Source organism: Bradyrhizobium sp. Ghvi (assembly GCF_900115265.1).
Taxonomy (GTDB): Bacteria; Pseudomonadota; Alphaproteobacteria; order Rhizobiales; family Xanthobacteraceae; genus Bradyrhizobium.
In genome coordinates, this window is record NZ_FOVU01000019.1 from 1 (window position 1) to 26107 (window position 26107).

A 26107-nucleotide genomic window follows, 5' to 3' on the forward strand; every position below is an offset into this window, starting at 1 on the left:
GATGCGTGAGTTGACGCTTACAAAGAGATCAAAGCGCCTGAAGGCGTCAGCCAAGGCGCAGACCGTGGCAGTCCGGCATTCGTTAGAGGAAGATGGGCACGCCATCGCACAATCGCAGGAGCTGATCTACAAAACTGTTCGAATATTGCGCGATCCTGCGCCGGATACATTCCTTGGCCGCAAAACCTGCGAACCCTTCCCGAGCGAAGACGATAAGTAGCCCTTTAGTCCTGATCGCAACGATGCCTTCTCACTGGAGTTTCCATGCCGCAGCGTTCGGCTATCCCCGTTTTTCAAAAGGTGATGAGCACCGGGGATGAGCGCGCCAGAAACATACTTCGCGAATTGCATGCCGCCGAGGAGGAGTTGCTCGGCAGAACCGTTGTGATGAGCGACGGCAAGGCTGGCGCGATAAATGGTATCGAGCTCGATGGCGTGCACGGGCTTCGCATATCGATCAGTGGACATCACGGCCATTGGCCGATTTCCACTATAAGATACATCCAGGGCTGAGTCCGTAGTTGCGCAGCTGCCCCGGTTTCGAGGCCCATCGGCGCTCAGTGGAACGCTCAACTAGTTGTCGGCTGCGGGTGTAGACCGGAAAGCGGATTGGGACGCTCTAGCCCGCCGATTTATGGTGGAAACTCTGCGATTGTTGCAGGCAAGGTCCTGTGACACGCAGTCCCGATTTTCATGATTTCAGATGTCGTAGCCACCGGAGCATATCGTAATACGATAGTTCAACAGTCAAATTAACCCATGTGAACGTCCAAGCATGATGACGCACATACACTCCACCTCCTCCTCTGCCTGATAGGGAGCATGCTGATGGGAAAAAGGCGAAGACGGTTTAAGCAAACAGATTCACTGGAAGCTCGGCTGCATCAGTTCGCAATGAATTTGCATGAACAGGCCGATAAGACACCTCCGGGCAGCGAACGATCCGCGCTGTTGAAGCGCGCGTATAATGCAGATCAAGCAATCAATCTGGAGCGTCAACTCCGCCGACCTCACTAGGAACGCCTGTGTCAGGGCAGGAACCAATGGTGTCGGGAAACCATGGCAAACCGGTGTGTCTCATTTTCTTGGAATGCCTCCATGCCATCACCGATCGAACCGCTTGTTTCGGCTTATGTACGCCTGAAGAACTGGAAAGCGTTGGAGAGTATGCGAGACCTTCGACGCCAGTTGCTGATTGATGAATCATCCGGGGCGGCCCGGACCGCGCTAAGGTATGTTCAGGATGACCTGCGGGTGATCGAAGAAGGGCTTACGAAATTGCGTGGTTCTGCCTAGCACTGCTGCCGCATGCTCATGTGTCCGCTTGGCGCTCAGGTTCGCTTTCGGCTTCAAGGATCTTGAAAATTGCACTGCGCGGTCACTCTGAATGGCAGCCCGGGGCAATTCCTGCCAAGATAGACGGCGACCGGTCCGGTCAGCGCCATGCCGCGCAACTCGCTCGGTGATATCAGCCGTGCGCCGATGATCTCGCGCTTGTCGAGCTGTAACTCCGGCAGCCGATCCAGTCGTAGTTCAAAGAAAGGCACTTTGTCTCTTCGCCCTTCCCAGAGGCCTTGGACGTCGCCCTTGGCGACCAGCGGAAGTGCTCCGGCGAGGCCGATCTCTTCTGCCAGCTCGCGGCGAGCCGCTAATTCAGGGGTCTTGCCCGGCCGCACACCGCCGCCGGGAAAGTTCCACTCGATGCTATATGACGAGCGCACCAGCAGCAGCGCCTGACCGACGTAGACAGCCACAAGTGCCCCTCCATGCTGCTGGTGTCGCAGTTGCCACCAGATGCCGGCAAGCGGGAAACCGACTCGGTATGCTGTCCGCCACGCAGCGTCGAGAAGTGTGGAATGTCGAGTTTGTCCAAGGTCTGACATGGATCAACCGCCACTGCCTTGCAGGCCAGAGGGACAGCTCTTCGGCTGTACTGGGTCTCGGGCTGTTGTCCCAACTACATCTCTTAATGATCCTGAAGCCGAGCCCTCGACATTCGAAGATGCTGGCAATGCACCCTCTTGGTCGCGCGTCGGTGCGCTTCTTTACGAGCGCCTTCCAACTGCTCACATCTCAACTTGCTGAACTCGAAAAATTACGTAAGCGGGTCCTAGTGGCCGAACCGGCGATGAGAGTGAAAATCCAAGCGGCCGCTCCGAGGCATTAGCGTCATGCTGCCTTCTTGTGTGTCTCAGCTGGACCGACGGGCCAAGACAGAGTTTTCCCGCTCATGCGATGACGTATCATCGCTGTAGCAGGGAAAGAAGACGCCGTCGGTCCTGCTGTCGCAGCCGCTGGCTTTCGCGCATGGCTTCCAACTCGGTTTCTTTCTCAGAGGCATCGAGCTTCTCTCGTTTCATCTCAGCCACAGCCGCCCCAAGTTCAGCGAGCCGACGCTCCGCTACAACTACATCCCCTTCAAGCCGCCGGAACTCGTCTTGAACGTGACTATTGTCCATCAATATTCTCGAAGCAGTTTATGCGGTGTCTTTCAAAGCAACGTAGCCGCCGAGCTGTTTGTTTCCACGGAACGTTAATCGAAGTCTTTCGGCGCCCCTCGGCGAACCCTCGCCGCTTAATCCGGATTAGTTAACGTCGTCGGCATTCATTCCGGAAACTCCTAAATCGGAGGTTTAAAATGAGAATGCAAGATCGCGAAACGAGTGGTCCGATCGGCAGTGATAAGGTTGAAGGTACAACGGTCTTGGGTGCCGACCGACGACGAGCGCAGCGAAAGGCACCGCGAGGCGACAGCGGGCCAGTTGCGAAAGTCTGAATAGGAGCCGCAGTCAACGGCCCCCGTCTCCGTAGCTTTAATTTGGGCCACAGGAGCAAGTCGGTCGCCGCTTAGCGCGACCATGGCCACGCGAACGACGGTTGCGGTTTTTTAGCTTGCGGCCCGGCAGTTGGCGCCGGCTTTGGCGCGTTGGCAACATTGGCCGACTGCCGCGGACGCGGCAATGGTACTTCCTGCATGACCTTTGGCTTTTCTGGGATCGCGTTCGAAACTTCAGGCATCCTCTCCTTTGGCGCTGAGGCGTTCGCCGTCGCGCGGGCGAGTTGCTCCTGGTTTGCGTTCAGGCGATCGGCAAGCGTTTGACTTTCGCGTGCCATCTGGATCTGGATCCCTTTGATGTCGTCGATGACACGGTTGTTACGTGCGAGTTCTTCCTGGCCTGCCTTGAGTTGGCGCGCGACATTTTCATTGTCGTGGACCAATTTCTCTTGCGTCACGTTAAGCTGTTCGACAGCTTGCCTCAAGGCAGCGAGATCGCGCATCATCGACTGCAGCTGCTGCGTCAAGTCGGAAACCAGGGCGATTGCAGACGGCGCCGCCTCTTTCGGCGCCGCAGCTTCTCGGGGCCCCTGCGTCAGGGGTGCAGGGTCCGAAGGGGCCCTCATCGCCGGCTGAGCGGAGGGCGACCACCACCACCACCAAGCAGCGAAGGATACAGCCAACAGAGAGCAGACGAAGGCCACGCGGGGCTGTTTCGTCGATTGATGGTTCGTTGCCGGTGCTCGAGACGTCTCCTTGCTCGGCTGGAACGAGAGATCGTCTTCCGGCTTGCGCGCCAGTTGCGAAAGCTCCTCCGCGATCTGCCGTTCCGCGACGCTGTCGTCCCGCGTGGAAGCCATTTGGCCCTCCATATGAACCCTTGACGACGTTGCTGAGGTTTGTTGTCTAGCACAGTTTTAGCCTGTGCGCTCGGGCCCGGCGCTGTGCTTGAAGGCCCCGTCGGCAAATGAGTCCGATCGCCGAAAGTTCGAGGCTGATGGGGCAGGAAAAGCGCCTAAACTTCAGAGCGGCGTGTGCTTATGCCGACGTATGACGTCGAGTGGCAGGCTCGCGTGTCTTGCAGCGGGCGTACTCAACCTCCAGCCAGGCGAGTCCGCCACTTAAGCATTGATCGATCGTCGGGCAGGGCTGCGCAGCGCCCCCGTAGCATTCCATGCGGCGGACCAGGCTTCCGCCTCCGCCCGGTCGGCTTCTCGAACGGCCTCCTGGGTGCGCTTGCGAGTTTGCGCGTAGATCATCGCGCCGATAATCCGGCCGCTCCAGATTACCTCTCCACGCTTTTCGCGGAGGATTCCGGAGGTGGCTTGTGAGGCGAGCCGCAGCCGAGAGCCTCACATCTCACTTCGGTCAAGCGCGCTGAGCCTAGCGGCTCCCGCAATCTAACGTATCAAGTGGCTTGACCTGTAGAAGTGGCAAGCTTCGCGCGGAAAAAAAGCCGCGCGCTCTTTCGGAAGAGGGGCGAGCTACTGGTCCCTGGTTCTCGCCGTGCCGAGAATATCCACTCCTCCACACCCGAACGACCACGTCGTTGGATGATCTGGGATTTCCTACAACCTAGTCGAAAGCTTGTGTGACAATCTACGGTAACAAGCTACGAATGCGTGTCGTTACGGCGATAGCGGACATGGCTAAGATTGCACTGCAACGGGGTACCGATTGTCGATACATTAACGGGAATCCTCGCGACATCAAACCAGCTCCCATTTCCGCAGGACCTCGCCTTGGCGCCAAGAGAGGGGCTCATTATCGGGCAGCGGCGGCAACTCAGGTAAAGTGCTTGACCTGGTGAGGGCAATTAGGCGCTGACATAGAAGAGCAAAAAACAGTTTTCTTCTACGGAATTTTCATGGACCCGGAAGCTCTCGAAGCCAAGGGGCTGCGTCCATCGCAGGTTAGGCAGGCTCATGTCGAGCATTTTGAAATGAGACTTGGTGAGCGCGCTACGCTCGCCCCAGTCAAGGAGGGCGTCATGCGTCTCACACACGCTGAGATCGACCAACTATATTCGCAGCCTAGCGTCGTTGAGTACAGGCCCGAGCCGGTTCTCGTAGATTTGGGCGACGGCAGCGCCGAGCCCGCTCTATGTTTCAATCTGCCGAGGCCGCCCGATCGGGGGAGCGGCAATCCGCAGTATGCCGCCGCACTACAGGCTGTCGCGCGAACGATGGTCTTGCCGGAATCTTATGTTGCGAAACTGACCGGTTGAGGGGGCGATCCATCCCAAGCTATGCCAATCGCTTTTTTTCGATGATCAATCGAACAGGGTGCCGGCCTCGCCGCTGGCCTACCGGGATCAACAGATCCTCGCTGCGGACCTTCAACAGGATCAGGATGTCTGCTGATGATCGCAGATTACAGGCCGAACCGAGCAACCGGGCCCCGCGAGTGCCCGACGACCCTGTACATAGCTCTGCTCGATCTGCTCGGCGCGGGTGAGCGGGGCGATGTTTGCAGGTCCTGGCGCAAGTCCTTGAAGCAGGCGGCTCGAATAGATCGGGCCCGATCTCGCCGCCTTCGAAAGGCGCCATGATGATTCCGTCCGGCCGGTGAGCCAATAGCTGCTGCGCCGGTTCTTGCGCACGTAGATGGGCAGGGAGCGCAGGTCCTCGCCGCCCAGGGCAGGCAGAAGCTCTGTTCCGCTTTTCGGAATTACTTAGTCGGGCAGTAGCTCCGACGCTTTCACCCCGGCCAAGCTGTGGAAATTCTGGCAGTGACCGATGGCTATGGTGGCGACATGAAGCTTGGTCGACAGCGGGTAGGACCACAGCAAATTCGTTGCAGCACCCAGAAAGGTAACGGCCGCGATTGCAGTTAAGATGGCACGCATGGGAAACCTCTAGCTCTGGCTTCCCCCCGATTGAGGGTTAGTCCGGCGGCGCGACTAAAGGTTCAATGGAACAGCCCAAAAAAACTGACTGCGCCGGCTATGCTGCCGACGAAAAGGCCTTGGCCTAAGGAAGGAGGCTGAGGTCTTCCACATCTCGTCATATGGGGCCAAAGACTCTCACCATACCGATCGTGATCGGGGCCAGCGCAACGATTGCCATAGGGCAGGCGAGTTGGAGGATAGACCGGCGAAAAAGATCAAACACCCACGAGGGCCGCCGAGATGGCGTAGGCGACTGCCATTGTCCATCGTCCACGATCTATCTTGCCGGGAGGGTGATCGTGTCGACCCTCCGACACGGCAAGCATTTGTAGGCGTATACGGCGGGCAGATTTGCAACGTGTGGCAGCACTGCAAGAAAATCCATGGGCCTCCTGCATTCCCGGCATATGAGGATCGGTGGATTATCCCGCGTCATTGCAGGCAGAGTAAGTTTCTTGGACGGCGGGTGCACCACCGGCCCAATACTGACGATTATCGAAAATTGGCAATCGGCGCTGTGGCCGCTTGAGCACGTCGCCGATTTACTCGCCACACGCCATTGCCTCCAACGCTAGACTCAGGCTTCTTCATGAGCCGGAATGGCTTCTATGGGGGACGACCGTGCACGGCGAAGTCGGATGCATAGTTTGCTGCCAAGCCAGAGTGCTTAAGGCGCTATTTCCCGTTGCAAGGGGCGTGAGAGAGCGGCGCGTCGCCGATTGAAGCATCACACAAGGCAGTAAGGGCACGGGTTATACCGGAAGATGTATAGAAGAAGATACCCTTACGAACTTGATCAACAGCGCGGGACGATTCGATGCTGGAAATGATCTTGATAATAACCGGTCTCGGGACCGCGCTGGTGGGTAGCATCATCGTTGTATTCGAGTGGCGCGCACTAGTCGGCTATTGGCGCGGCTCGCGTGGCAAGCACCCGTAAATCTTCCAATAGGACAGTAGGGCCGCTTCAGTTTGGGAGCCTAACCGCACTACCGAAGTGCCTTACGGGCCGCCCCGCTGGCAGGCCCGGTCTAATGCAGGGTTCCGGCTCAGCCCAGCGGCCGGAGATAAGCCTGCATTTTACGAACCTGTCTCTGCGCGCCTTGCCGCGCTCTCCAGGAATTCCAGCATGGAGGGGGCCACCTCCTCAAGCTCGACGAAACGACGGCGCAATTCGTCCGCGATATCCGCGGTCACATCGCGTGACCATCCCTGTGTCGTGTTGAAGGCCACGATGCGAGCGGGATGCATGTAGTGGCCTTCGATCAGGTGCCGTATGACCGTCGCACGATTGCCGTCCTCTTCCGCCGTCTCGCTCCAAGCGCGTCCCAGCCGGCCGCCGAAGTCCTCAAGCACAAGGTAGACATCTTGGTCCGCGGCCACATGAGGCACGATGGATGGGGAGCGGCGCATGTCAGAAACTCCGAGAACCTGCGAGTCCCCGACACTATGACAATTTAATGCGAGCAGTAAACATAAAAAACCAAATTAAACGCCATTAAATGTGGACAAAATTTAAATATGGATTAATTTGGAAGGTCCTTGGCGCCGGACGAACGCGTCAAGTCCTCAGAGAAACGGCCCCAGCATCCTGCCTCCTGCTCACGGTCGGATGCGGGGCCGTTTCTTCGGCATATAGGGGAGCGAACCATGAAGTTTCCTCTCCGCACTGACGGGTGCCGTCTTACTGGTTGAGATCGGATCACTGGTTGAGATCGGAGTTTCGAAAGTTGCGGGCGTAATCTGAGCCAAGCGTTGGCTCGCAACGGCAGTAAATTGCGAGAACGCGCCGGGGCAGAACAAGCCTGGCCACGTCAGTGGGGCCGTCGGACCGATCGCAGGTGCGAACCTTGCTATTCTAGCGGTTGGCTATGGTGTGTATTGGCTGGTGAGACGCCGCCGAGCTCCATAACTGCTATTCGCGAGCAGGTTTGGGAGATTGCAATGACCGAACAGGACGACGACTGGCGCGAATTCCTGAAGTCCTGACGTCTTAACGTCCGGCAAGCCTTGGAGAATATGCAGACCTTTGGCGCCAGTTGCTCGAACAGCTACAGTCCACATCTAGCACCAACGCGGTCCAGTCTCGGGAATTTATACTTAGGGACCTCCGAGTGATAGAGGATGGACTGAAGCAGCTGCAGCTGAGGCAGTAACGAGCGGCAGGCCATGTGCCTCCTATTTCGTACTTCCGGCCACGGCGAACAGTTGGGCCTCGGCGTCATTTGAAATCACGGCGCCTGCGGCGGGCCGCTGCTCGGCGCCTTGCGGATATGAGTGCCCTAATGCAATAGCCAGCGATGACGCCGATGGTGAATGCGGCCACCGCTATCAAGGGTAAAGAGAACCGCTCCATACCAGCGAATGCGGTACCAGGGTGCAGCGTTCCTACCAGCGCCACCGAGGGGACCCGAACCGCCTTAGTACAACGCTCGCACGGCTTCTGCTTGCCGGACCTTCTCTCTCAGCCTCACATTGCTTCAAGCAATCTCACCAGACCGGAGACCATATGCGCCAGAGTGGGCGTGCGGCTTTGGCACTCGAGATTTCTGTTTGATCGCGACACGGCTTCCTGCAGGAGTGACTAGAACCGCGCCAGCGAAGGGCAGTTGAGATTTCACGTCAGAGAGCGAAAGGGGCAGCGTCCGAAGTGCCCCCGGCGAGGGGGATGGACCAAATCAGCTGGAGCATCGCCTCAACCCCGCGAACTTTAGTGCAATACGCGAGCGGCTTCTGCTACCCGGACTTTCTCTCTTAAGTCCTCGAGTTCCTGAAGCATTTTCAGGAGATCGGGCAGGACGTTTGCCGGCTTCAAAAGTCGGGTCGTTTGTCCCATCGTTATACGCCTCCATGGCACGCTGACGGCGAGCCACATCAAGGCGCACACACGCAAATTTTCCCCTGTAGGCGGAATGGTATTTTTAACAAATTAGCTCAGCAGGTCCGTGGGCCGATAACCCGTACCGAAAATATCGCTGTCGGCTATAAGCAGGGCAGCATGAAGCGCCGGCCGATCGCACATTGGCGCGCCTGACCATGCGGCCTATGCCCGCCCATTTACGCTGAAGGGTCTGTTTCCGCCAAGCCCGATCCGCCAACCCCAGCGCCTTTGCTGGCGTCCTGCGCAGGGCATCATGGGCCCGGCAAACCCGCAAGAACCATCAGACATCAGACGCAGCCGTCCAGCGCACGATCAGGCGTAAAGCGATGCTGGCGAGCAAAATCCCGAGCAACCCGCCAACGACCTTTTCGGACGCATCCAGCAATCTAGCATGGCGCTCTGGCGTCAGCTTTTGCAACAATTCCAGCACCACTGCGCTACCAAGCACGACGCTGCACACCAGCGTCATCCGGTCCCGGTACGCGGCACAAAATGCGAAACCTAGAAACGCAAAGGCCGCGACGTGTTCGATGTTGGCCGAACTGCTCAGTTGAGGTCTGTCGTGGATTGGAGACAGACTTGCGTAGGTGATGAAGGCAAGAGAAGCCCACGCCACGGCAACCGAAATTCGATACATCATGCTAGCGACTAACCCCGAGTTGTTGCCGCAACATACTTCGACGCCAACCGTCACCCTGATCCAGAACTTCTGCCGCCGTGCGGCAGGCGGCACTACCAATGGTCGCAGAACTAGATGTCACTTTTTAATTTGGAACTAATTAACACGAATTACCAGGGAGCCGCGCTGACCGTCGCCGGGGCGTGTCGATCGGCAATTGTTGGTCCGTCGCGTTATCAGGCGCCGCTTCCGTCGAGTGTGAAGGCCGCGCGGCTTGTTCGGTAGCGTCGGTTTGATGGAGCCCCATTCGTTCGCTGAATTCAAAGGCATGATCCGAACCTCCGGTTTCGCGCTTGTGCACGCCATGTATGCCGTTAGGCACTCGCGGGCCGTAATGGACGCGCTTTGACGCGCCAACGCGATGAAAAATGAACAAGGCTGATTACGATGCCAAAAAGGCTTACGCAGTCGGCCACATCTAACATCAATTAAAGGCTTGCCATTTTTTCCCGACCTGCTGCAGAATTTTCGCGCCGGTATTTTGAAGGTTAGGTTCCGTTCAGCTCCATATTTAGAAAATTCATCAAATTGTTTGGGGGACATTGCGAGGGCTAAGCGTTCCGTTTCCCGTGACGCCTTTCGTGGGTTGTTCGCGTTCTATGCGGCCAAAGCCCACCATGATCATAACGGCGTCGCCGAAGGCCGGCTCCTCAAACTATTTGGATCGAGCGACCACATCCCCGATCGTCTGTTAGACTTGTCGTCATCACGGACCGAGCTGATTGGCCCTGAGGCTATTGGCAAATTAATGTCACCGCTCGCTCATCAGATCTTGGACGGCGACGCACAATATAACCACGCCAGCGACTTCTTGCATCGACTGTTGCGAGAGTTGGACCGAGACGTCCACTACGGCCATCGCGAGAATGTCCGCTCTGGCGTCGTCGTTTGCCGTACCTACGCAAACTCGGCGCGAGACTCGTGTTGGCGGCAAGGTGTCCTGCCGAGCGCAACGCGCTTTAGGAGCGCAATCTGACCGCATGCCGAACCGAGCGGCTCGTGCTTAGGATGGAAAGCACCCCTAGCATCATCAGCAGTACGCCGAGCCAAGTTGCCGTCCGGCTCGTCGCCTCGCCATCGGCTTTAGCGAGGCGTAGGCCGACCGGACCGCTCTGAAGTTCGGACGAAGTTACCACATCGTTGGCCGGCGCGGCCGCCAGAAGTTGCTCAACGTCGACTTGATTTTGGTTCTGTTCGAAGGACATGGTCTGGCGACTGTGCTGGGCAATGAGAGCGGCCGATGCCAGAGCAGGGCTTGCACCGCGATCAGGGTCAGCATCAGCTACCTTGAACTGTGCGCGAGGCGGCTGAGAAGGCAAGGCGGGTGCGGAGCGCAGCAACTCCGCGCGCGCATCGAGGACCCCGCTCTGCCTGGACCGCTCGGTCCCGCTCTCGTCTAAACCGGCCGTGGCAGATTTGGGGGCGCGACGAGCGATCTTCTTCACTTTCACGGTCCCCTCGCTCAGGAACCAGCACTTGCGGTGCCCGTCCAGTCGATAGACCCAATGTTGGCCGTCGGGAGCCGAGTTGCCGGGGCGTCCCACGCATTCTGCTTGCGGCGGGGAAGTCACTGGAGATGGGGCTGCAGCAGTGTTGAAGAGATCCGCAAGAGGATTGGAGGACGCAGGCGCCGTGAGAGATTCAAGAAGAACGAAACTGACGAAGCACAATCGCAAAGAACCGGACATCGAAAACTCCCGGTGTTGCGCCCACCCGGAACGACCCTTGGCACCGACCTGGGCAGCTATACGGCTCAAATCTGGCGGTGCGATGGATTCATTGTGCTCGTGCCATGGGATACGGGTGCGAATGCAAGGCCGGGCCGCCGTCATCTGGTCCAGTTTCCGGGGCCAATCAACTTCAATCGGTATAAGGCGTGGTCGGTCGGTTTCGGCAGTCTCGTTTGTCGCCAAGCAACGTCGCGCCCGCTCGATCTGTGCGTCGGTAGTGCCATGATTTTGAGCGTACATCTCGGCGACGGCTGCCGAGTATTTCGCGACGTAGTATCTGACCTCACTGCAAGATATGCGCGTTGTGGGCCTTTGGTGACGGGAAGCGAAGGCATCGAACCCCAGCGGCATCAGCAGCAACGCAACAGTGGCCCCCGCGCGCTGAAGCTGGGCCGCGGCTTACCCCGACGGCCTGACTTCGAATAGCGGCTCAGCCTTTGATGACAATTTCCCACGGGGGTGTAGCCTTCGCTCGGGCGGAGCTTGATTCGTCATGCTGGAAGCTATTCTCATGCTGCTGGGAATTGGAGCGGTGGCCCTTCTGCTTATTGCGTTTTGGGGACTGCATAGGCACGTGTGAGCGGGCCCGTCGTGCTTGGGGAATCTAACGGTGGACGCTCTAGCCGGTTCACGACTGGCGAATTGTCTCTGGTCCGCTCTCTCAGTTGCCGTAGAGACAGCAAAATTGCTCTTCACCCGTCGTCTTGATGAGGGAAACCACCGTTACGAGATCCGCATCTCGACCTTTGTGCACTTCGACGTAATCCTGCCGATTGTCGTTGATCGGCAATCATGGCATGGATCGTTTACCAGACCCCAGGCTCCCGGCTGCCGATCCAATTGCGGGTAAGAGCGCAAGAGCAACGACGAAGCGCCGCAGGCGCGCCTGAAAGCTTATAGGACTTCTCCGGCGGCGGCATGTTCCGCACGATCGCCGCGGCACTGCGAATGCTCATACAGAGGCTGGTCAGCGTGAAGGGCAGGCCCGACAATCGGTGATTTTAATAATTGGGAGGCTTGTCTTCCCGATTGAGCAGTCCCAAACGCCGTTCAAGCTCTTCCTTCTTGGCCACGAGTCTCGCGGCAAGAATGTCATTGACGACCGCATGGAGTCGCCAAAGCTCTTCGAGAGACATGCTCTCAAACGGCTGTCGTTCCATGAATCCCCCGACTCACGAATTGCCCATAGCTTGGGCTTACGCGGGGCAGATGGCAAGTTCGGGGTTGTTGCGCAGAGAGTTACCTACACCTGCGGCGCCGACCTAGTTTCTTGGAAGCTGCACGAGTCGACCTTGACCGCGAGCGGCGCAACTGAGCTTGCGCTAATCGGTTTCGCAGGACACCTAATTCAGTCATTTGACATTCGATAAATACGGTACGTCGGTGCAGAGCAAAAACGGCATCGAAAGTTCGATCGGAAATACTCATCACGGCCTCAACACAACTGGACTGAAAAATATTTCGACAATCATAGCATTACAACAGTGGACTGGCGCAATCGCAAGGTGAATTCTTGAGCAATGCGCCCGACGCCGTTTCTCGAGAAAGGAACACTGGGCGGACTGATGCTTGAATCGTTGCTGGGCAGCCGGCGCCGATGCACGAAACCATTCAACGCAATCGGCGAAGTCGTCCGAAAGCAGGCAAGGTTGTAGGTTGACGACATCAGACGCGGGGAGGCCACCATGCTAGTCCTGATGAGCCTGATTTGGCGACGACTTGCCTACACAATGCTGATCGGCATGCGATCGAAGCTCGTACTCAGTGAAACGAGAGACGGCTGTGGGTCAGAGGCCACCATGCCCAAACAGGTCGTGAACAACCGGAGGGCAAGCGTAAGGCGGTGAGACTTAGCTATTGGTCATTGTCGGCCTGCTCCGCGGAAGGGTTTTTTTCGTGAGCATGCCGATAGTCCCGATTATCACCAGAAACATGCCGGCGATCATCAGCCAATGAGGAAACTGAAGCTGCATCGCTTGGTCGAGCATTCCAGGTCCCCGTTTGCCGTCGGAAGGCTCATCGCTAATAGGTCAGTGCCAGCAGCCGCTGCACAATTGCGCCGAGACATACGAGCACCACAAGCAGCTTCAGCAGATTGGCCAATCTACCGTCCGGCGCAAACCTGTCGATCGCCCAAAAACAGATTGCGCCGACGACTACGATGATCAACACGCCGATCAGAACTGAAATAGCCCCCATATCAATCCTCCTGAGAATGGTGTGTTTTCCGGGTATTGACCCGCCGACTAAACTGGATCGCTAGTGGTCAACCGGATCGTCGGCATACCTTCATACTTCTCCGCGTCGAGCCCATCCCGATCAAATTTGTCGCTAGCCGCGGCCTCGATGCGAGCTCGAAACCTCTCGAAGTGCTCAAATGCGGAAGCCAAATCCCGAATGTCATAGGGATCTAGCTGGGCGAGAGCTTCATAGCTGACGAAAACACGGACGGGCCTAACAGGCGTAGCGCCCCTGACGATCATCCAAAATCCGATTGCCCGCAGCTCGCCGTGAGCCACGGCTTTGGCTTTCCCGTCGGCGACAAGCGGCATGGGACTTCTCCTGCGCCGATACAACCGCACCGAGCCAACAGGCGCAATGATTTCCCCAACCCGAGGGGTGAATTTCTTAATGCAAATCAGCGGAGGGCGAGCGGAGGGGTGTCCAGATGTTCGGGCATCAAGCTGTAGCCTTAGTGCGGGATCGGGGCAGCGTTTTCGACGTCGCTGCCGGACAAGCGCCAAGCTGCCACCCCAAAGCACAAGGTGAGGGTCAGTGTACGGCAAGGAGAAGCGTTGAGACGAAGTGGCTCACATGCACGACCGGTGTTAGGACTCCGCCGTGAGAGCGAGCACAGATTACAGATTATTGATTCGGAAAGTGCAGAGGCGCTGACCTACAGCGCGATTTCCCCAGCCAATTGGTGAGCCAGAGCATCGCTCAGCCGGTCCACGATGTTAGACAACACCCGCGGCGGTAGGCCGATGCCCGAGAGCTTCCAGGTGGTCCCTTCAAGATGCATGCTGACGCTGCCCGCGTCCCGACCTTCGCTGAGCTGCAAAGCAAACTCAACAGGCTTCACCAGCCGGATCCGGCGGCGAAAACAAAGATGTTCGAGATGTCGACATCGGCCAATGACGGCATTGTTCCGAAGGAAACCTTCTCAGCGGCGTTGCGGACCGTGCCATTTTTCAGAAGCACAGACAGGTTCTCGGACGTTGAGCTTGGCCGCGAGATCGTCGGCGATCGTTGCACCGAACGTGTTGATCGCCATTCTCTCAAGCGGTCGCACCGGCCGCTTTTGGCCGAGCCGATCGAGGTATGCGGACATAACCTGATCAATGATGGAGTGGCGGACCCGCGGCAGATCCGTTGCGCCATCACCTGGGTAGCATCGCCATTCCGCACGGCCGAAACGAGGCCCAGCGCGGAAACGAAAGCCGATCCGGCATACACCAACAGGCAGAGCAGGAGGGCGACAAGAGAGCCACTTCATCCGGCGGCAATTTGGGGTGAGCGGGCTTTGTTCAAGAACGCGCCAAAGCGCCCCCGGAAGGGCATAGACAAAAGTGGGATGGCTGTGGGTTTGATCACCCGGACCAGAGCTAGGCCGGGTGTCCCTTGGTCAAGGACTCACTCGTTTGACGCCGAGCGACGGCGGCTGAAATGATGGGCGCGTTTGGCGGCGCGGCTCCGACCAGCCAGCTATGGCGGGGGTCGAGCGTGCTGTCCAGCGGGAAACCGTAAAAGCGTCTCGACCAGTCGCTCTGGCTGGTGATCAACGCCCGGCTGCCTGGTCTGACACCCGGCATGGCTTGATCGGCCGAACCCAGAGCCCAACCATGTCCAAGGTCGTCACCTTCCCAGATTGCCAGAGCGCAATCCCGCGACGCAGGGCGATCCATCCTTCGCGCGACGGCATTTGCCGCCCGAAAACATTCAGCCTGTTGAATTCCGTGTCACTGGGCGCCAGAAGGCCGGCCGAGCACGCAACCGCCTTCGGCACCCCTGCAATCGGGTCTCCCTGGCTGTGACGATCGCCGGGCGGATCCAGCGCGGCCAGCCGACGGCCTTCTCCTACAATCCAGTATCAGACCTTCGCAAAGGCGCCGAGGGCCGCCCGTGAGCTCGCAGTGGCCCTCGACATCATCGCCGAGGAGTACACTCTACAGCCAGTCTATCAGGGAGAGGCTGATTTCGTCCTATACGCCCGGCTTACGGACGAGCAGAAGGCGATCGCGACGGCTGAGATCCTTAGGATTTTGGCGGAGGGTGATCGATGAAGCGCCGGCGCCGGGCACACAGGAAGCGCGACCGGCAGCGGCTCATGACACACCGCCGGCGGCTGCGGCGATAACGACCACGGGCCCGCCGGTTCACGCCGGCGGGCTTCTCAATCCCGCGACCGTTCCCTGCAAAAGAACTCCGTTCGCAGGTGCCGCTTAATGTTCTCGGGGTGCCGCTCCCCCTGGGCGGCGAGCGTAAGCACGCGCTCGGCGACCTCTACAGCGGTCCGCTGGCTCTGAAGGGTAAAAGTTGGGCTGGAGAGAACTTCGTCCAGGACATCGCGAAGCATTTGCACGGTGGCTGCGTCGTAAGACATGAGCCAAATCCTGATGTCTTGAGCCGAAAAAGCGGTGCCGAGCTCGAAATACGTGTCTCGGCACCGCCTATTTTCTAACTGAGCGCTGAAATCCCAGTTGGCGTTTAGGATGCAACGGCTATGCCACGGGCTGATGACGGCGTCGCGTGCCCTTACAGCGTCGGCTCCAGCCTCCTGATTTCCTCAAGCCGGGCTAGGCAAAACTCGCGGTACAGGCTGTCAATGAGCGTCCACATGGCAATCCCCCTTGGTTCAATAGAGGAATTGATAGACAGGCTTTGTTTCAGGGGTGCTTCGTGCCGCTAGGAAATGGCTTCGTGAACTTGAAGTAGGCACGGCGTGGGTCGGACAGATTCGGCGAAAAAGACCCTAGCATCACCAAGGGGAAGTGAGCTGGGGCGCAAGTTACTTGGCCCGGGATCACGAAACCGGGCTGTCGGAAAAACTTGGCAAGCTCCTCGTCGTTCCGCCATCCTAGACAGCGGAGAGACGGCCCCGGCTTGGCAGGGGGGCTTGGGGTATGGCCGGGGCCGCTCCGCCAGCTCGGCGAGCCGGCGATACTCACAAGCCTGGTACACGGCCATTGTTCCTTGGAAGATTTACAGGTGGTCAGGGCGACATGAGATTGTCGCCAGGCGACACGAGCCGGACATACGTCCCGCTCTCGTGGACCTGGAGCCAGCCGCGCTCGATCGCATAGCGGATACCGGTGCCGAATTCGGGCCCGGTGGCCTTGCAGCCGTTCTTCGATAGGAACGGCGCGTTGATCTTCTCAATGTGGATGCGGCCGTCCTGGAGCGCCTCGATGCCGTTCGCGATCTCGACCAGCTTCCGCGCTGCGGCCTCTGGATCGGAGTAAGGACGCTCGTTCATTAGTTTCATGGATCGGCCCCAGCATTGCCGCCGAGCTATAGGCGATTCTCAATCATCGGGCAGGCAGGCTTTTCTTCCCAGGCAGGATGACTTGCTCGGTGCCGCTGCTGCCGGCGACAATGTTGGTGCCACGCATGCCGCAGGCTGTGCAGACGAACCGCGGCTCGAGTTGCGAGATCCGGATCTCGTCCGGCCATCGGTCGACATCGTCAGCTGAGAGCCTGAAGTTATGGCTACAGCGATAGTACTGGCAGAACACTAGCAGATCGCGCACGCCCGTTGAGCGGAGCTCGCCCAGCGTAATTTTGAGCGGGCGGCCGTCAGGTTCAGTGCGGTCCTTGCGTCGAGGGTTAGCATGGCGCTATCGAAGCGTGGCGCCGGCGAGAGGCAAATTTTCGATTAGTGGTGGCTCGGAACGCCCTCGAGCTACTGCGCGTCGTGGGTGTGGAAAGGCTCCCAGGCGCGGTGGTCCCTATATCGAAGGACTGACTGATCCGCAGGGCTCAAGGGTTTTATGAAGCACGTGCGCGTGCCAATTTTTGAGCACGTGCCCGTTCCAGCATTCATGGCGCTTCTGGGCGAAGCCAATCAAGGCCAGGATCATCAAAGCCACTGCCGTGCATACGGCTACAACGTTCTTCATCATGGCTGCGACTCCATGTGAACTGTGACTGCCTTACTCAGCCATCATACTGCGCCGACGGTGGCCGATCAGAGAAACAGAAAATCCACCGGGCGATGGGGTCGCGGGTGGCGGTCAGGTCGTCGCCGTGTCCTCGGAGGAGGGGGCACTTGTCGGCCGTACCCGATACCGGGGGCCTCGCATTCCAAGCCTGGGAGCGTGTCCTTTCGGGACTCTTTGATCCCGACGGTGCAACCATGCCGTAGAGAGCCTGCGCTAGCAATGCACCGCTGGACCTCAGGCGCACGCCAGCTACTGCGTGGAAAAGGTGCTCTTCGGGCGCCTGACGCTGACAAGGGGCACGGTCTGATGAGTGTCGCAGCCAAGGCACTTCACCTCGAGAAAGCAGTAGCCGGCGTTCAGAGCGTCCCCGAGGGTAGCCTTTCCGATGAAGGCTTGGTGAGATGATAATCCTGATGAAAATACAGTATCAGCGCGGCGAGTAGTTCGACCAAGGATGTTCGGTCAGAAGGTGAACTTGACCATGCAAGGTGCGTGGATAAGGACGGTGTCCTGCCGATGAGCCGCTCGCTTGACTACCTCGAACCCGGCCGGCAACTCGTCGACGCTGATCTGCGGTTGGGCCGTGGAGGAATTGGCCCTGCCGAAAGGATGATTCCGCTGGAAGAGGTGGTGCACCGATCCGACGGCCGTGCAAGCCATGGCGGCGCGTGAAAGGCTAGGGTACGTTCGCCAAGCCAATGTTCTGGTATCATCGCTCCATTGCTACGACTCGAGAGTTGCTGCCATGCGATTGCTGTCAGTCGTCGTCTTCTCGTTGGCCTGCCTGTTTGCCTTACCCGCGTCTGCAGAGACGTGCTCTCAGGCCATCGCGCACTGCAAACAGGAGGGCTCCCGGCATTCAGACGCGGATGCGAAGTGTACCGCCGCCGGGAATGCCTGCATGAAATCCGGAACATTCATCGGACCCTGCACGGGCAAACCATGGCGGGGACTCGTCCAGCGCTGAAGTCGGATCCGGCTGTCGGTTCGTCCCTCTGTCAGCGCAATGCGCCTTGTCGATCGAATGTGTAGTGACAGGTGCGCCCGCTCTGGCGTTCGCCAGTGCCGTGCGAGCCTTCGAAGCGGACAGAGACCTGGTGGCTGATGGGAGTGCCGGCGACGGCGTTCTTCAGGTTGTATTTGGGATTGCCGGCGAAGCCCGTCACTTGCAGCGTGCCGGATCCGTCCTCGTCGAGTGTTCCTTGATAGCTTGCCGAGGGAATGCCGCCCGGAGTTCCGAATTGTCCCTGGAAGCGGCCATCCTTGATTGTTGCGACGAACCGCCAGACGTAGCCTTCCGCGACGCCTTCACGTGGGCAATCGGACACCACATTCCACTTGCCGTTCAGCGCAGCTAGGCGAGCGGACGGTCGCTCCTGTGCGGAGGCCTCCCCGGCCGGTTTTGCAGCCTGCTGGTCACTCTGTCGCTGATCCGCGATGCGGCCCTTCTCGCTTGGGGCGCGCGCTTCCTCGGTGGCGATCTTGTCCAACTGTCCCTTGGCCAGGTCTGCGTAGAACCCTGAGGGATGGCTCTTCAGAAACGACGTCCACCCGGCACGGCTGCCGAGCTGCAGCGCCAGTTCGTACTCGCGCCGAACCTCCGCGGCGGGATCCGGCGCTGCGGCGGCGTCAACGGACTTGGCGGCGACGAGTGGGAGGTCCTCGCCGCCGAGCGAGCCGTAGACATAGGGCTCCTGTCGGTTGGCGGTGATCTTGAGCACGTCATCCCGCACGAAGCCGAAGGCGCGGCGGACGTCCAGGCCAGGTCTCGGCAGGTACTTGATCAGTGCGGGGGCGAACGGGCTATTGCCGGAATCGCCGTCGGCGGCGGTCGAGCCCGCCTTGGCCGCGAAAGCGATCAGCGTGTTCGGGCTGGTCGGCTCGACCTTGGCGAGGCCGCGAGCGACCGAGCGCGAGGCGACGGCCCGCTTCATCCGATTGGTGAAGGGGTTGTCGCGACAGGCGTCCAGAATGACCAGCCGCAGCCGCTTTGCCGGGTCCACCGCGAACAGGACGCGGTCGAGCGATACGGTGGCGTCCAGCACGTCGGCGTCGCTCTCTATCGCGGCATCCACCGGAATGAGATAATTGATGCCATCGAGCTCAATCCCATGTCCTGCATAATAGACCAAGGCGATCTCGGCATCCTGGCCCCGGCTACCGAACTTGCGGAGCGCCTTGCGCATCTCGTCGGCGGCCAGGTTCAACCTGGTCTCAACCGCATCGAAGCCAGCCATCTTGAGCATGTCTGCGACCGCCGCTGCATCATTAGCGGGGTTCGAGAGGATCGGCACGTGCCTATAGGCGGAGTTGCCGATGACGAGTGCGACCCGCGTCCCGGCAAGTGCCGGTCCGCAGCACAGCCACGCGAGCGCAAGCGTCACGACCATGAAACGAGTTCTGCCGGCGCGCCGATCCGCGGTGTGCATGAGCTTCACCCAGCGACTGATACAGTTGGTAGGCTACCTCAAGCAGCTTCGCGCAAAAAGCAGCTTTGGGCCTGACGTGCGGTTCGCCTTGTCCGAAATTTAATCTCCGCGGTGCACCATTAGGCACTGAACCGCGCGGAGGCGATCGATACGTTAGTGCCTGGCCGCGGGTTGCCCCGCGACCAGGCGGTCGAGCGCCTCCGGCCTAAGCCAGCCCTAGGCCGCTGGTCGCTCGGCCGTTCTTTCGAGGCCGAACATCTGTGCCGACAACACTTTCGCTCCGGCATGGTGTCAGCTCCCCGCTTGTGCAGCACCTTCTTATGTGAATCTCGGCACGGCGATCGTGCCGTTCGGAACGAGGAACCGCGCGCGCTTGCGAATGCCCTGTCCCGGTCACGGCCTGAGCCGTGGAGCCCTTAAGTAATCATCCGCAATTTCTCTCGGCCGCGACCGGGCGCATGCTCGAGCCATGGAGCGCCAGATCCTATTCAAGTGTCCGCGCACCGGCATGAACGTCCAGCAGCGGATCGACGATGATCGGCGGGAGTGGGCGCCGGAAAACACCCATCTTCCCGTGGGGTGTCCAGCCTGTATGGCGCTTCACTTCGTCAACAGCACGACCGGCAAGCTCCTTGGCGAGGCCGGCAGCGGCAAGCCTGATCGCGGTCAGCGCTCTGCTTGATCCATGTACCGACAATCGCGACGAGGACTGGCAAGCTCGTCGGGGGCGTACCAAATCGTTTGTAGGTTCCAAACGCTGGGAGGTGCGATGTCGACCGTGGCAAAGTTGCTTGCGCGCAAGCGGGCTCTCCTGGAACGGCTGAGAGCCTCCCGGACCGAGCGAACGCGAGGAAATCGACCGGCTGCTCGCGCTTATCGAGACGCTCGGCCTCGTCTAGCCGACGTATGCAGGTTGGACCTGACGGCTCCGATGGGGTCCGCGCACAGAGCAGCCCCCGGTCGTGTTCTTTGCACGGGAAATCGCAAAGCGAACCGTTTCCGCTGACTTGGATCAACGATCCAGTTCGGGCTAGGCCATCTTGTGGCGCATGAATTGCTCGGAAAAGATCACCTGTCCTAAGCTCTAGACACCGAAGGCCACCTCCGGCCCCACTGCCGCGCAGGCGACGGTGCAGATCCTTGAAGAATTTGCCCGCGATCTTCGCAGAATCCTGGCGAAGCTTCGTGGACCTCTTCATTGCGATTCCACGGCTCAAGCGAGACGGCTGTCGCCCTTGGTTGATCTCGCCGCTGGTGCCCCGGCGCGATCAGGCGTCCACGTCGCGCAGGCGCTGACGATTGCGCAACACGATCTGCCTCGCACCGGAAAATCCAGAACGCCCTGCGTGTTGAGTTGGGACAGCGCGCGGGAAATCGTCTCCAGTGTCAAACCGAGATAGTCGCCGATGTCGCGGCGGCACATCGGGAGCGCGAGCATACCGGCTCCGGCCAGCCGCCGGTCCATTTCGAGCAGGAAACGCCGCCACCTTCTCCATGGCGGTCTTGCGACCGAGCAGCAGCATGTGATCTTCGGCGTGCCTGAGCTCAGCCGCAGTCATGCTCCACAGCTTCCGTGCGACCTGCACGTCGGTTGCCGCAGCCTTCTCGATCGCTGAGCGGTTCACTAAACGGACGGTGGTATCGACGATGGCTTTCGCGGTCAGGCGATGGGTCGATCCCGATTCGGTGCCGAACACGTCGCCCGGCACGTGGAATGAGCCTATCTGACGCCGCCCGTCGGAAAGCAGCTTGTACGTCCTGACGGAGCCGGAGACGACCTGGTAGACGTATTCCGCCTGCTCGCCTTCCCCGAAGATCTCCTCGTCCTTGCCGTAGGAGAACTCGCTCGTGATCAGGCCTGCGATGGCGCCGAACTGATCGGTGATCCGCGGCGCGGGAACTGCATTCTGTCGGAGAGTCGGGTCGAGGTGCGCGGCGGCCGTGAGCATCGGAATCTCCAGTTGATGGAGATCAAATATCCCGACCTAGCGCGGTAGGAAATTGGGCAGAGTTCGCAAGGGAATCTCCCTACGTATGTTTGCGTAGGTGCTTGGGAACCTCCCATCGGCCCTGTAGGGCGACTCTCATTTCAGCGAGCGCATGTACTCCGCGAGGTCCGAAATTTCGGCTCTGTTGAGCGACACCTGCGGCATGTTCGGATGCACGAGCAGGAGGAATGCGAGCTTGTTCTGGTCGAAGTCCGGCGTTCTCGCCAGATAGGAGAAGGGCGGCGCCTGGTCGGTGGCGCTGGACTGGGTTTTCTCCACCAGATGGCAGCTCGCGCACCAGCGCCGGGCGATCTCCCTGCCATTCGAGGGGGCCGCCGCTTGGCTCAGGCCCGTCATGAAGATCATGCAGAAGGCGACGGCAGCCAATCCGAATGCTTTCGACATGCTGGCTCCTCAGGTGTCTTGGTCAGGAGGGGAAGTCGGCAGGATCCACCTTCGTCCGGTCGGCATGAAGGGACCAGTCGTGTATCGCGTGGGTCTCGCAAAACCGTTCCTTTGCCTTCTCTTCGGCTTCTCTTTCGTTCCGCGCGTCCAGCTCGACGTTGGTTTGGCAGACCTCGCACGTTTCCCCGTATTCGCCGAGCACATCCTTGATGAAGCGGAAGATAAACCGGGGCTCCTTGCGATCGGGCGCGTAAGAGACTCAGGCAACTCAACCGGAGATCAAGTCGCCGTCGCTGCCTTTTGCGCGCCAGTGCTGTTGGGAACGCCTTGGTCCGACCATTGGTCCACTGCGCACGGCGGTAGATGTACGACATTTCGCCGCCATGCCTGTAGGTCGCGACGTGCGCGCGACAGCCGAGGTAGCAACCTTGACAGGAAGCGAATCGCCTTCAAGGTCTTGGCAAGCGACGGCATAGAAGAAGTTGGCAGGGGGACCCACCAGCGACTAGTGATCGATCTTCGTTCGTTCAACGAGCGCCTTGACCGAAAAAGGAGCCACTAACGCCTCCCAGTCAGCCTCAGGAATCAAGGACGAACTGGGCCGAAACGCGGTGTTTTGCGGCCGCTTAGGTTCTGATTTTTCAGGTCCTTTCACCGTTCGCGATGATCTTCTGGTGGCGGTCTCAAGCGCCGCAAACAGTCCAGCCAACGCTGGCGCCAAACAGGCAGCGAATATTGCCCTCAGCGATGGCAGAGGAGGGATCGAGGTCTCAGCGGAGCAATTCGACATTCATCATCCGGTGTCCTCTAACCCAATTGGGTGAAGTTCCATTGCCACTCCCAGCATGACTGCTACATGGCAAGATAACGCCGGCGGATATCCTCGTTCCTGGCGAGACCGGCCGTATCCTGGTGGTGCACCACTTTACCTTTATCGATGACTACGGCCTCGTCCGCAATCCGCAGGCAAAAATGCATGTTCTGCTCCGCAAGCAGGATGGTGGCTCCGCCTGCTCCCAATTCGCGCAGCATCCCACTGATGGTGGCGATCACGATGGGCGCGAGCCCTTCGCTCGGTTCGTCGAGCAAGAGAACCATAGGATTGCCCATCAGAGCCCTCGCGATCACCAGTAATTGCTGCTCGCCGCCGGACAGGCGGCCGGCAGGACGCGCGCGAAGATTTGCGAGCAGCGGGAAGGTGTCCCAGATGCGCGGCAGCGTCCAGTCGCGCCGTCCATCGGGACCGCTCTTGGCCGCGATCAGGAGATTGTCCTCGACGCTGTGCTCGGGAAAGACCTGACGATCCTCGGGCACATAGGCGAGGCCGAGCCTGGCGCGCGTATGCGGCGGCGCGCGGGTGACGTCGCGGCCCGCGAAAAGGATGCGGCCGCTCCGGGCCGGCACGATACCCGCAAGCGTCTTCATGGTTGTGCTCTTGCCAGCGCCATTGCGGCCGAGCAGCGCCAGCGTGCGCTTCTCTTGGAGCGAGAGGTCGATACCGAAGAGGATCTGGCTGGCACCATAAAAGGCGCTCAATCCTTCGGCGCGCAGGAGCTCCGTCATGCGGCATGTTCCTCCTTGCCAAGATACGCGTCGATCACCGCCTGGTTGTTGCGGATCTGGTCCGGCGTGCCCTCGGCTAGGACGCGGCCGTAGCACAGCACGCGAATGGTGCTCGCGACCTGGAAGACGATGTCCATGTCATGTTCGATGAACACCAACGTCAGCTTGCGCTGGTCCCATAAGCGTCGAACCCGCTCGATCATGCGCCAGCGTTCGTCGGGGCCCATGCCGGCCGTTGGCTCATCGAGCAGGAGCACCTTCGGTTCGAGCGCAAGCGCGATGGCGATATCGAGCAGCTTCTGGTCGCCGTGGGAAAGGATGGCGGCCTCGACATTCTCGACGTGGGTCAGGCCTACTAACTCCATCACCTCTCCGGCGCGCTCTCGCACGCCGGGCGGCGGAAAGCGGCGAACGATATTGCCCCACTCGCCGATACGGGCCGTAACGGCGGCCATTAGGTTCTCCGCCACTGTCATGCTCGGAAAGCAGCTCGCCACCTGAAACGCCCGCCCGATGCCAAGCTGCATGCGTTCAGTCTTGGAGCGACCGACAACGTCGTGATCCTCGAGCAGCACCTCCCCGGCATCGGGGGCGAACGCGCCGCTGATCAGGTTGAAGAAGGTGCTCTTGCCGGCACCGTTGGGGCCGATCACCGCCGAAAGCGAGCCCGACGGAAAGGTTAGCGACACATCGTCGATCGCCCGCACGCCACCGAACGACTTGGTGAGATGTCTAATCTCGAGCTTCATTGTGAATCTTTCGACCAGGCAACTCGGAAAAAATCCAGCACGCCGCGGCGCAAGCCTAGGGCGAAAATGAGGATCACAATCCCCAGCACCAGCCCCTGATATTCGGTGACGCGTGCCACCACGTCGTTCAGCGCAAGCAGCATGGCCGCGCCGAGAACCGGTCCGAGGAAGCTGTTGATCCCACCCAGCATGACGGCAAAGATCGCTTGCCCCGAATTCGGCCAATCGGCGAGTTCCGGATACGCCCCCGACACGAACAGTGCGGCCAACACGCCGCCTAGGCCTGCGAAGCCGCCGGCGATCGTGAAGGCCCACAGCCGGGCGCGCCACAGAACCACGCCCAGAAAGCCCGTGCGACTCTCGTTGTCGCGGATCATGCGTAGCGTCTGGCCAAAGGGGCTTGCGGAAATGTGGCGCAGCGCGAGCAGGCCGAGCACCGCGACGACCGCGCAGCACTGGTAGAGATGAAGCTGCGAGGCGAGGTCGAAGCCGAAGATCTCGCGGCGCGGCAGGCCCCCGCGCAGGCCCTGATCGCCGCCGGTGAGGCTCTGCCAGGAGATGATGACGCTGTAGATCAGCATCTGGAACGCCAGCGTGATGAAGGCGAAATAATCCGTGCTGAGGCGGACGCAGATAGCACCAACGCAGAGCGCGGCAAGTGTCGTGAACAGCACCGCGAGCATGGCGGCGACCGGCAGTGAGAGCTCGGTCATCTGCATCATCAATGCGAAGGCGTAGGCGCCCAGCCCATAGAACATGCCATGCCCGAATGAGACCATGCCGGTGTTGCCGACCAGGAGATTGAGCGAGGTCGCAAACAGCGCCATCGCACTTAATCGGATGACGAAGTCTTCGAACGCGGGGCTGCGATGGACGAACGGGACTACAAGCACGATAAGCAACGCCACTGCTGCAATCGCCGTTTCGCGCGTCCCCGAGCGGCCGTTGCTCTTCATAGCCGGCGGCCGAACAGGCCCTGCGGCCGGAGCAGCAGGATTGCGATCATCACGATGTAGATCAAGCCGTCGGTGAACTGGGGGAAGCCGATCGTGCCGAAGCCGCGGACCAGCCCGATCAACAGCGCCGAAGCCAACGCACCCGCAATCGAGCCCATGCCGCCGATCACAGTGACAATGAAGCTCTCGATCAGGACCGAAAAACCCATGCCTGGCGACAGCGAACGCACCGGGGCTGCGAGCGCGCCGGCGAGCCCCGCGAGCCCGCCGCCCACCGCGAAGACGATCGCAAACAGCAGCGTGGTATTCACGCCGAGCGCGGACACCATCTGAGCGTTGATCGCCGCGGCGCGCACCGTTTTGCCGAGCCGCGTCGTCGACAAGCCGACGCCGAGAACGATCGCGATCAGCGCAGCGATGCCGATCAGCACAGCGTAAAATGGGGGCACCACGCCACCCGCGATGAAGAGGGGCGGCACCTGGAACGCCTGCGGCATGCCCATGGCATGGAATTCGGGCCCCCAGACGATCTTCACGAGATCGTCGAAGATCAACACGACAGCGTAGCAGATCAGAAGCTGCATCAGGACATTGGAGCCATAGACGCGACTTATCAGCGCGCGCTCAAACACGACGCCGAACAGCGCCATCGATAACGCGCCCGCCAGCACCGCCAGCATATAGCTGTCGGTCACGCCGAGTGCCGTATAGGCGACGTAACCGCCTAGCATGTAGAAGGTGCCATGCGCGAAATTCACGATCTTCAGCACGCCGAAGATCAGGGTCACGCCTGCCGCGACCAGGAACAGCAGCATGCCCACAATCAGCCCGCTGGTGGTTTGGGTCACCACACAGGCTGATGTTGTGAGGCAGGCGCCGAGCGCGTGGAGGTCCATCTGA

At 59.8% G+C, this 26107-nt stretch carries 23 protein-coding genes and 2 pseudogenes; 7 read left to right on the forward strand and 18 right to left on the reverse strand.

What is annotated here, in order from left to right:
• The 3 genes and pseudogenes from BM374_RS39235 to BM374_RS35005 form a co-directional block, all read left to right on the forward strand.
• Positions 1 to 220 (forward strand): annotated as a pseudogene (locus BM374_RS39235) (hypothetical protein); the annotation flags it as partial.
• A 44-nt stretch (positions 221 to 264) separates the two neighbouring features.
• A complete protein-coding gene (locus tag BM374_RS34995; protein WP_502689487.1) occupies positions 265 to 513 on the forward strand; it encodes a PRC-barrel domain containing protein in 249 nt (82 codons plus the stop codon).
• A 585-nt stretch (positions 514 to 1098) separates the two neighbouring features.
• Complete coding sequence (locus tag BM374_RS35005) at positions 1099 to 1296, forward strand: hypothetical protein (RefSeq protein ID WP_092303180.1); 198 nt, start codon at positions 1099 to 1101, stop codon at positions 1294 to 1296.
• Positions 1297 to 1349: 53 nt separating this feature from the next.
• Here the strand turns inward: BM374_RS35005 and BM374_RS35010 are convergent, their stop codons facing one another.
• From BM374_RS35010 to BM374_RS39680, 10 genes are all read right to left on the reverse strand, one after another.
• Entirely contained in the window at positions 1350 to 1883 is a 534-nt protein-coding gene (locus BM374_RS35010) for an NUDIX domain-containing protein (protein ID WP_092303181.1), read from the reverse strand.
• A 360-nt stretch (positions 1884 to 2243) separates the two neighbouring features.
• Entirely contained in the window at positions 2244 to 2459 is a 216-nt protein-coding gene (locus BM374_RS35015; protein WP_092303182.1) for a hypothetical protein, read from the reverse strand.
• Positions 2460 to 2847: 388 nt separating this feature from the next.
• Entirely contained in the window at positions 2848 to 3636 is a 789-nt protein-coding gene (locus BM374_RS35020; protein WP_092303286.1) for a hypothetical protein, read from the reverse strand.
• Positions 3637 to 5450: 1814 nt separating this feature from the next.
• Positions 5451 to 5624, reverse strand: a complete 174-nt coding sequence (locus BM374_RS39020) for a hypothetical protein (RefSeq protein WP_177248754.1) — start codon at positions 5622 to 5624, stop codon at positions 5451 to 5453.
• Between the two features lie 1122 nt (positions 5625 to 6746).
• Positions 6747 to 7079 carry a hypothetical protein gene (locus BM374_RS35030; protein WP_092303186.1) on the reverse strand — a complete coding sequence of 111 codons (333 nt, stop codon included), beginning with the start codon at positions 7077 to 7079 and terminating at the stop codon, positions 6747 to 6749.
• Between the two features lie 1748 nt (positions 7080 to 8827).
• A complete protein-coding gene (locus BM374_RS35035) occupies positions 8828 to 9187 on the reverse strand; it encodes a VanZ family protein (protein ID WP_092303188.1) in 360 nt (119 codons plus the stop codon).
• Between the two features lie 998 nt (positions 9188 to 10185).
• Positions 10186 to 10914, reverse strand: a complete 729-nt coding sequence (locus BM374_RS35045; RefSeq protein ID WP_092303288.1) for a hypothetical protein — start codon at positions 10912 to 10914, stop codon at positions 10186 to 10188.
• Positions 10915 to 12978: 2064 nt separating this feature from the next.
• Entirely contained in the window at positions 12979 to 13155 is a 177-nt protein-coding gene (locus BM374_RS39025) for a hypothetical protein (protein WP_177248755.1), read from the reverse strand.
• A 47-nt stretch (positions 13156 to 13202) separates the two neighbouring features.
• Complete coding sequence (locus tag BM374_RS35055) at positions 13203 to 13508, reverse strand: DUF1488 family protein (protein WP_092303190.1); 306 nt, start codon at positions 13506 to 13508, stop codon at positions 13203 to 13205.
• 344 nt (positions 13509 to 13852) lie between these two features.
• The gene (locus tag BM374_RS39680; protein WP_244552811.1) at positions 13853 to 14038 is read right to left on the reverse strand and encodes a hypothetical protein; all 186 of its coding nucleotides are present in this window, start codon (positions 14036 to 14038) and stop codon (positions 13853 to 13855) included.
• A gap of 27 nt (positions 14039 to 14065) precedes the next feature.
• Here BM374_RS39680 and BM374_RS39685 point away from each other — a divergent pair, with 27 nt between their 5' ends.
• Positions 14066 to 14626, forward strand: a complete 561-nt coding sequence (locus BM374_RS39685; protein ID WP_244552812.1) for a hypothetical protein — start codon at positions 14066 to 14068, stop codon at positions 14624 to 14626.
• Positions 14627 to 15089: 463 nt separating this feature from the next.
• Positions 15090 to 15239 carry a hypothetical protein gene (locus tag BM374_RS39030; RefSeq protein WP_177248756.1) on the forward strand — a complete coding sequence of 50 codons (150 nt, stop codon included), beginning with the start codon at positions 15090 to 15092 and terminating at the stop codon, positions 15237 to 15239.
• A 929-nt stretch (positions 15240 to 16168) separates the two neighbouring features.
• On the opposite strand, the gene BM374_RS35080 is transcribed toward BM374_RS39030, so the two are convergent.
• Both BM374_RS35080 and BM374_RS35095 read right to left on the reverse strand, forming a co-directional pair.
• Complete coding sequence (locus tag BM374_RS35080) at positions 16169 to 16441, reverse strand: hypothetical protein (RefSeq protein ID WP_092303196.1); 273 nt, start codon at positions 16439 to 16441, stop codon at positions 16169 to 16171.
• 1674 nt (positions 16442 to 18115) lie between these two features.
• On the reverse strand, positions 18116 to 19546 hold the full coding sequence (locus BM374_RS35095; RefSeq protein WP_092303290.1) for a caspase family protein: 1431 nt from the start codon (positions 19544 to 19546) through the stop codon (positions 18116 to 18118).
• Between the two features lie 469 nt (positions 19547 to 20015).
• Between BM374_RS35095 and BM374_RS35100 the strand changes: the two genes are divergently transcribed.
• On the forward strand, positions 20016 to 20228 hold the full coding sequence (locus BM374_RS35100; protein ID WP_092303200.1) for a hypothetical protein: 213 nt from the start codon (positions 20016 to 20018) through the stop codon (positions 20226 to 20228).
• Between the two features lie 586 nt (positions 20229 to 20814).
• Here the strand turns inward: BM374_RS35100 and BM374_RS35105 are convergent.
• Together BM374_RS35105 and BM374_RS35110 are read right to left on the reverse strand one after the other, a co-directional pair.
• Positions 20815 to 21495, reverse strand: a pseudogene (locus BM374_RS35105) (helix-turn-helix domain-containing protein).
• Positions 21496 to 21630: 135 nt separating this feature from the next.
• On the reverse strand, positions 21631 to 21939 hold the full coding sequence (locus BM374_RS35110) for a c-type cytochrome (protein WP_092303202.1): 309 nt from the start codon (positions 21937 to 21939) through the stop codon (positions 21631 to 21633).
• Between the two features lie 539 nt (positions 21940 to 22478).
• Here BM374_RS35110 and BM374_RS38215 point away from each other — a divergent pair.
• Positions 22479 to 22763, forward strand: coding sequence for a hypothetical protein (locus BM374_RS38215; protein ID WP_143270324.1), 285 nt, complete (start codon positions 22479 to 22481; stop codon positions 22761 to 22763).
• 28 nt (positions 22764 to 22791) lie between these two features.
• On the opposite strand, the gene BM374_RS35120 is transcribed toward BM374_RS38215, so the two are convergent.
• Genes BM374_RS35120 through BM374_RS35135 form a run of 4 tightly spaced genes read right to left on the reverse strand, consistent with a single transcriptional unit; the run spans position 22792 to position 26103 of the window.
• Positions 22792 to 23502, reverse strand: a complete 711-nt coding sequence (locus tag BM374_RS35120) for an ABC transporter ATP-binding protein (protein WP_092303206.1) — start codon at positions 23500 to 23502, stop codon at positions 22792 to 22794.
• Complete coding sequence (locus tag BM374_RS35125) at positions 23499 to 24209, reverse strand: ABC transporter ATP-binding protein (protein ID WP_244552813.1); 711 nt, start codon at positions 24207 to 24209, stop codon at positions 23499 to 23501. Before BM374_RS35125 ends, BM374_RS35120 begins: the two co-directional genes overlap by 4 nt.
• Positions 24210 to 24247: 38 nt before the next feature.
• Positions 24248 to 25159, reverse strand: a complete 912-nt coding sequence (locus tag BM374_RS35130; RefSeq protein WP_244552814.1) for a branched-chain amino acid ABC transporter permease — start codon at positions 25157 to 25159, stop codon at positions 24248 to 24250.
• 44 nt (positions 25160 to 25203) lie between these two features.
• Positions 25204 to 26103, reverse strand: a complete 900-nt coding sequence (locus BM374_RS35135) for a branched-chain amino acid ABC transporter permease (RefSeq protein WP_092303212.1) — start codon at positions 26101 to 26103, stop codon at positions 25204 to 25206.
• Between the last annotated feature and the right edge of the window lie 4 nt (positions 26104 to 26107).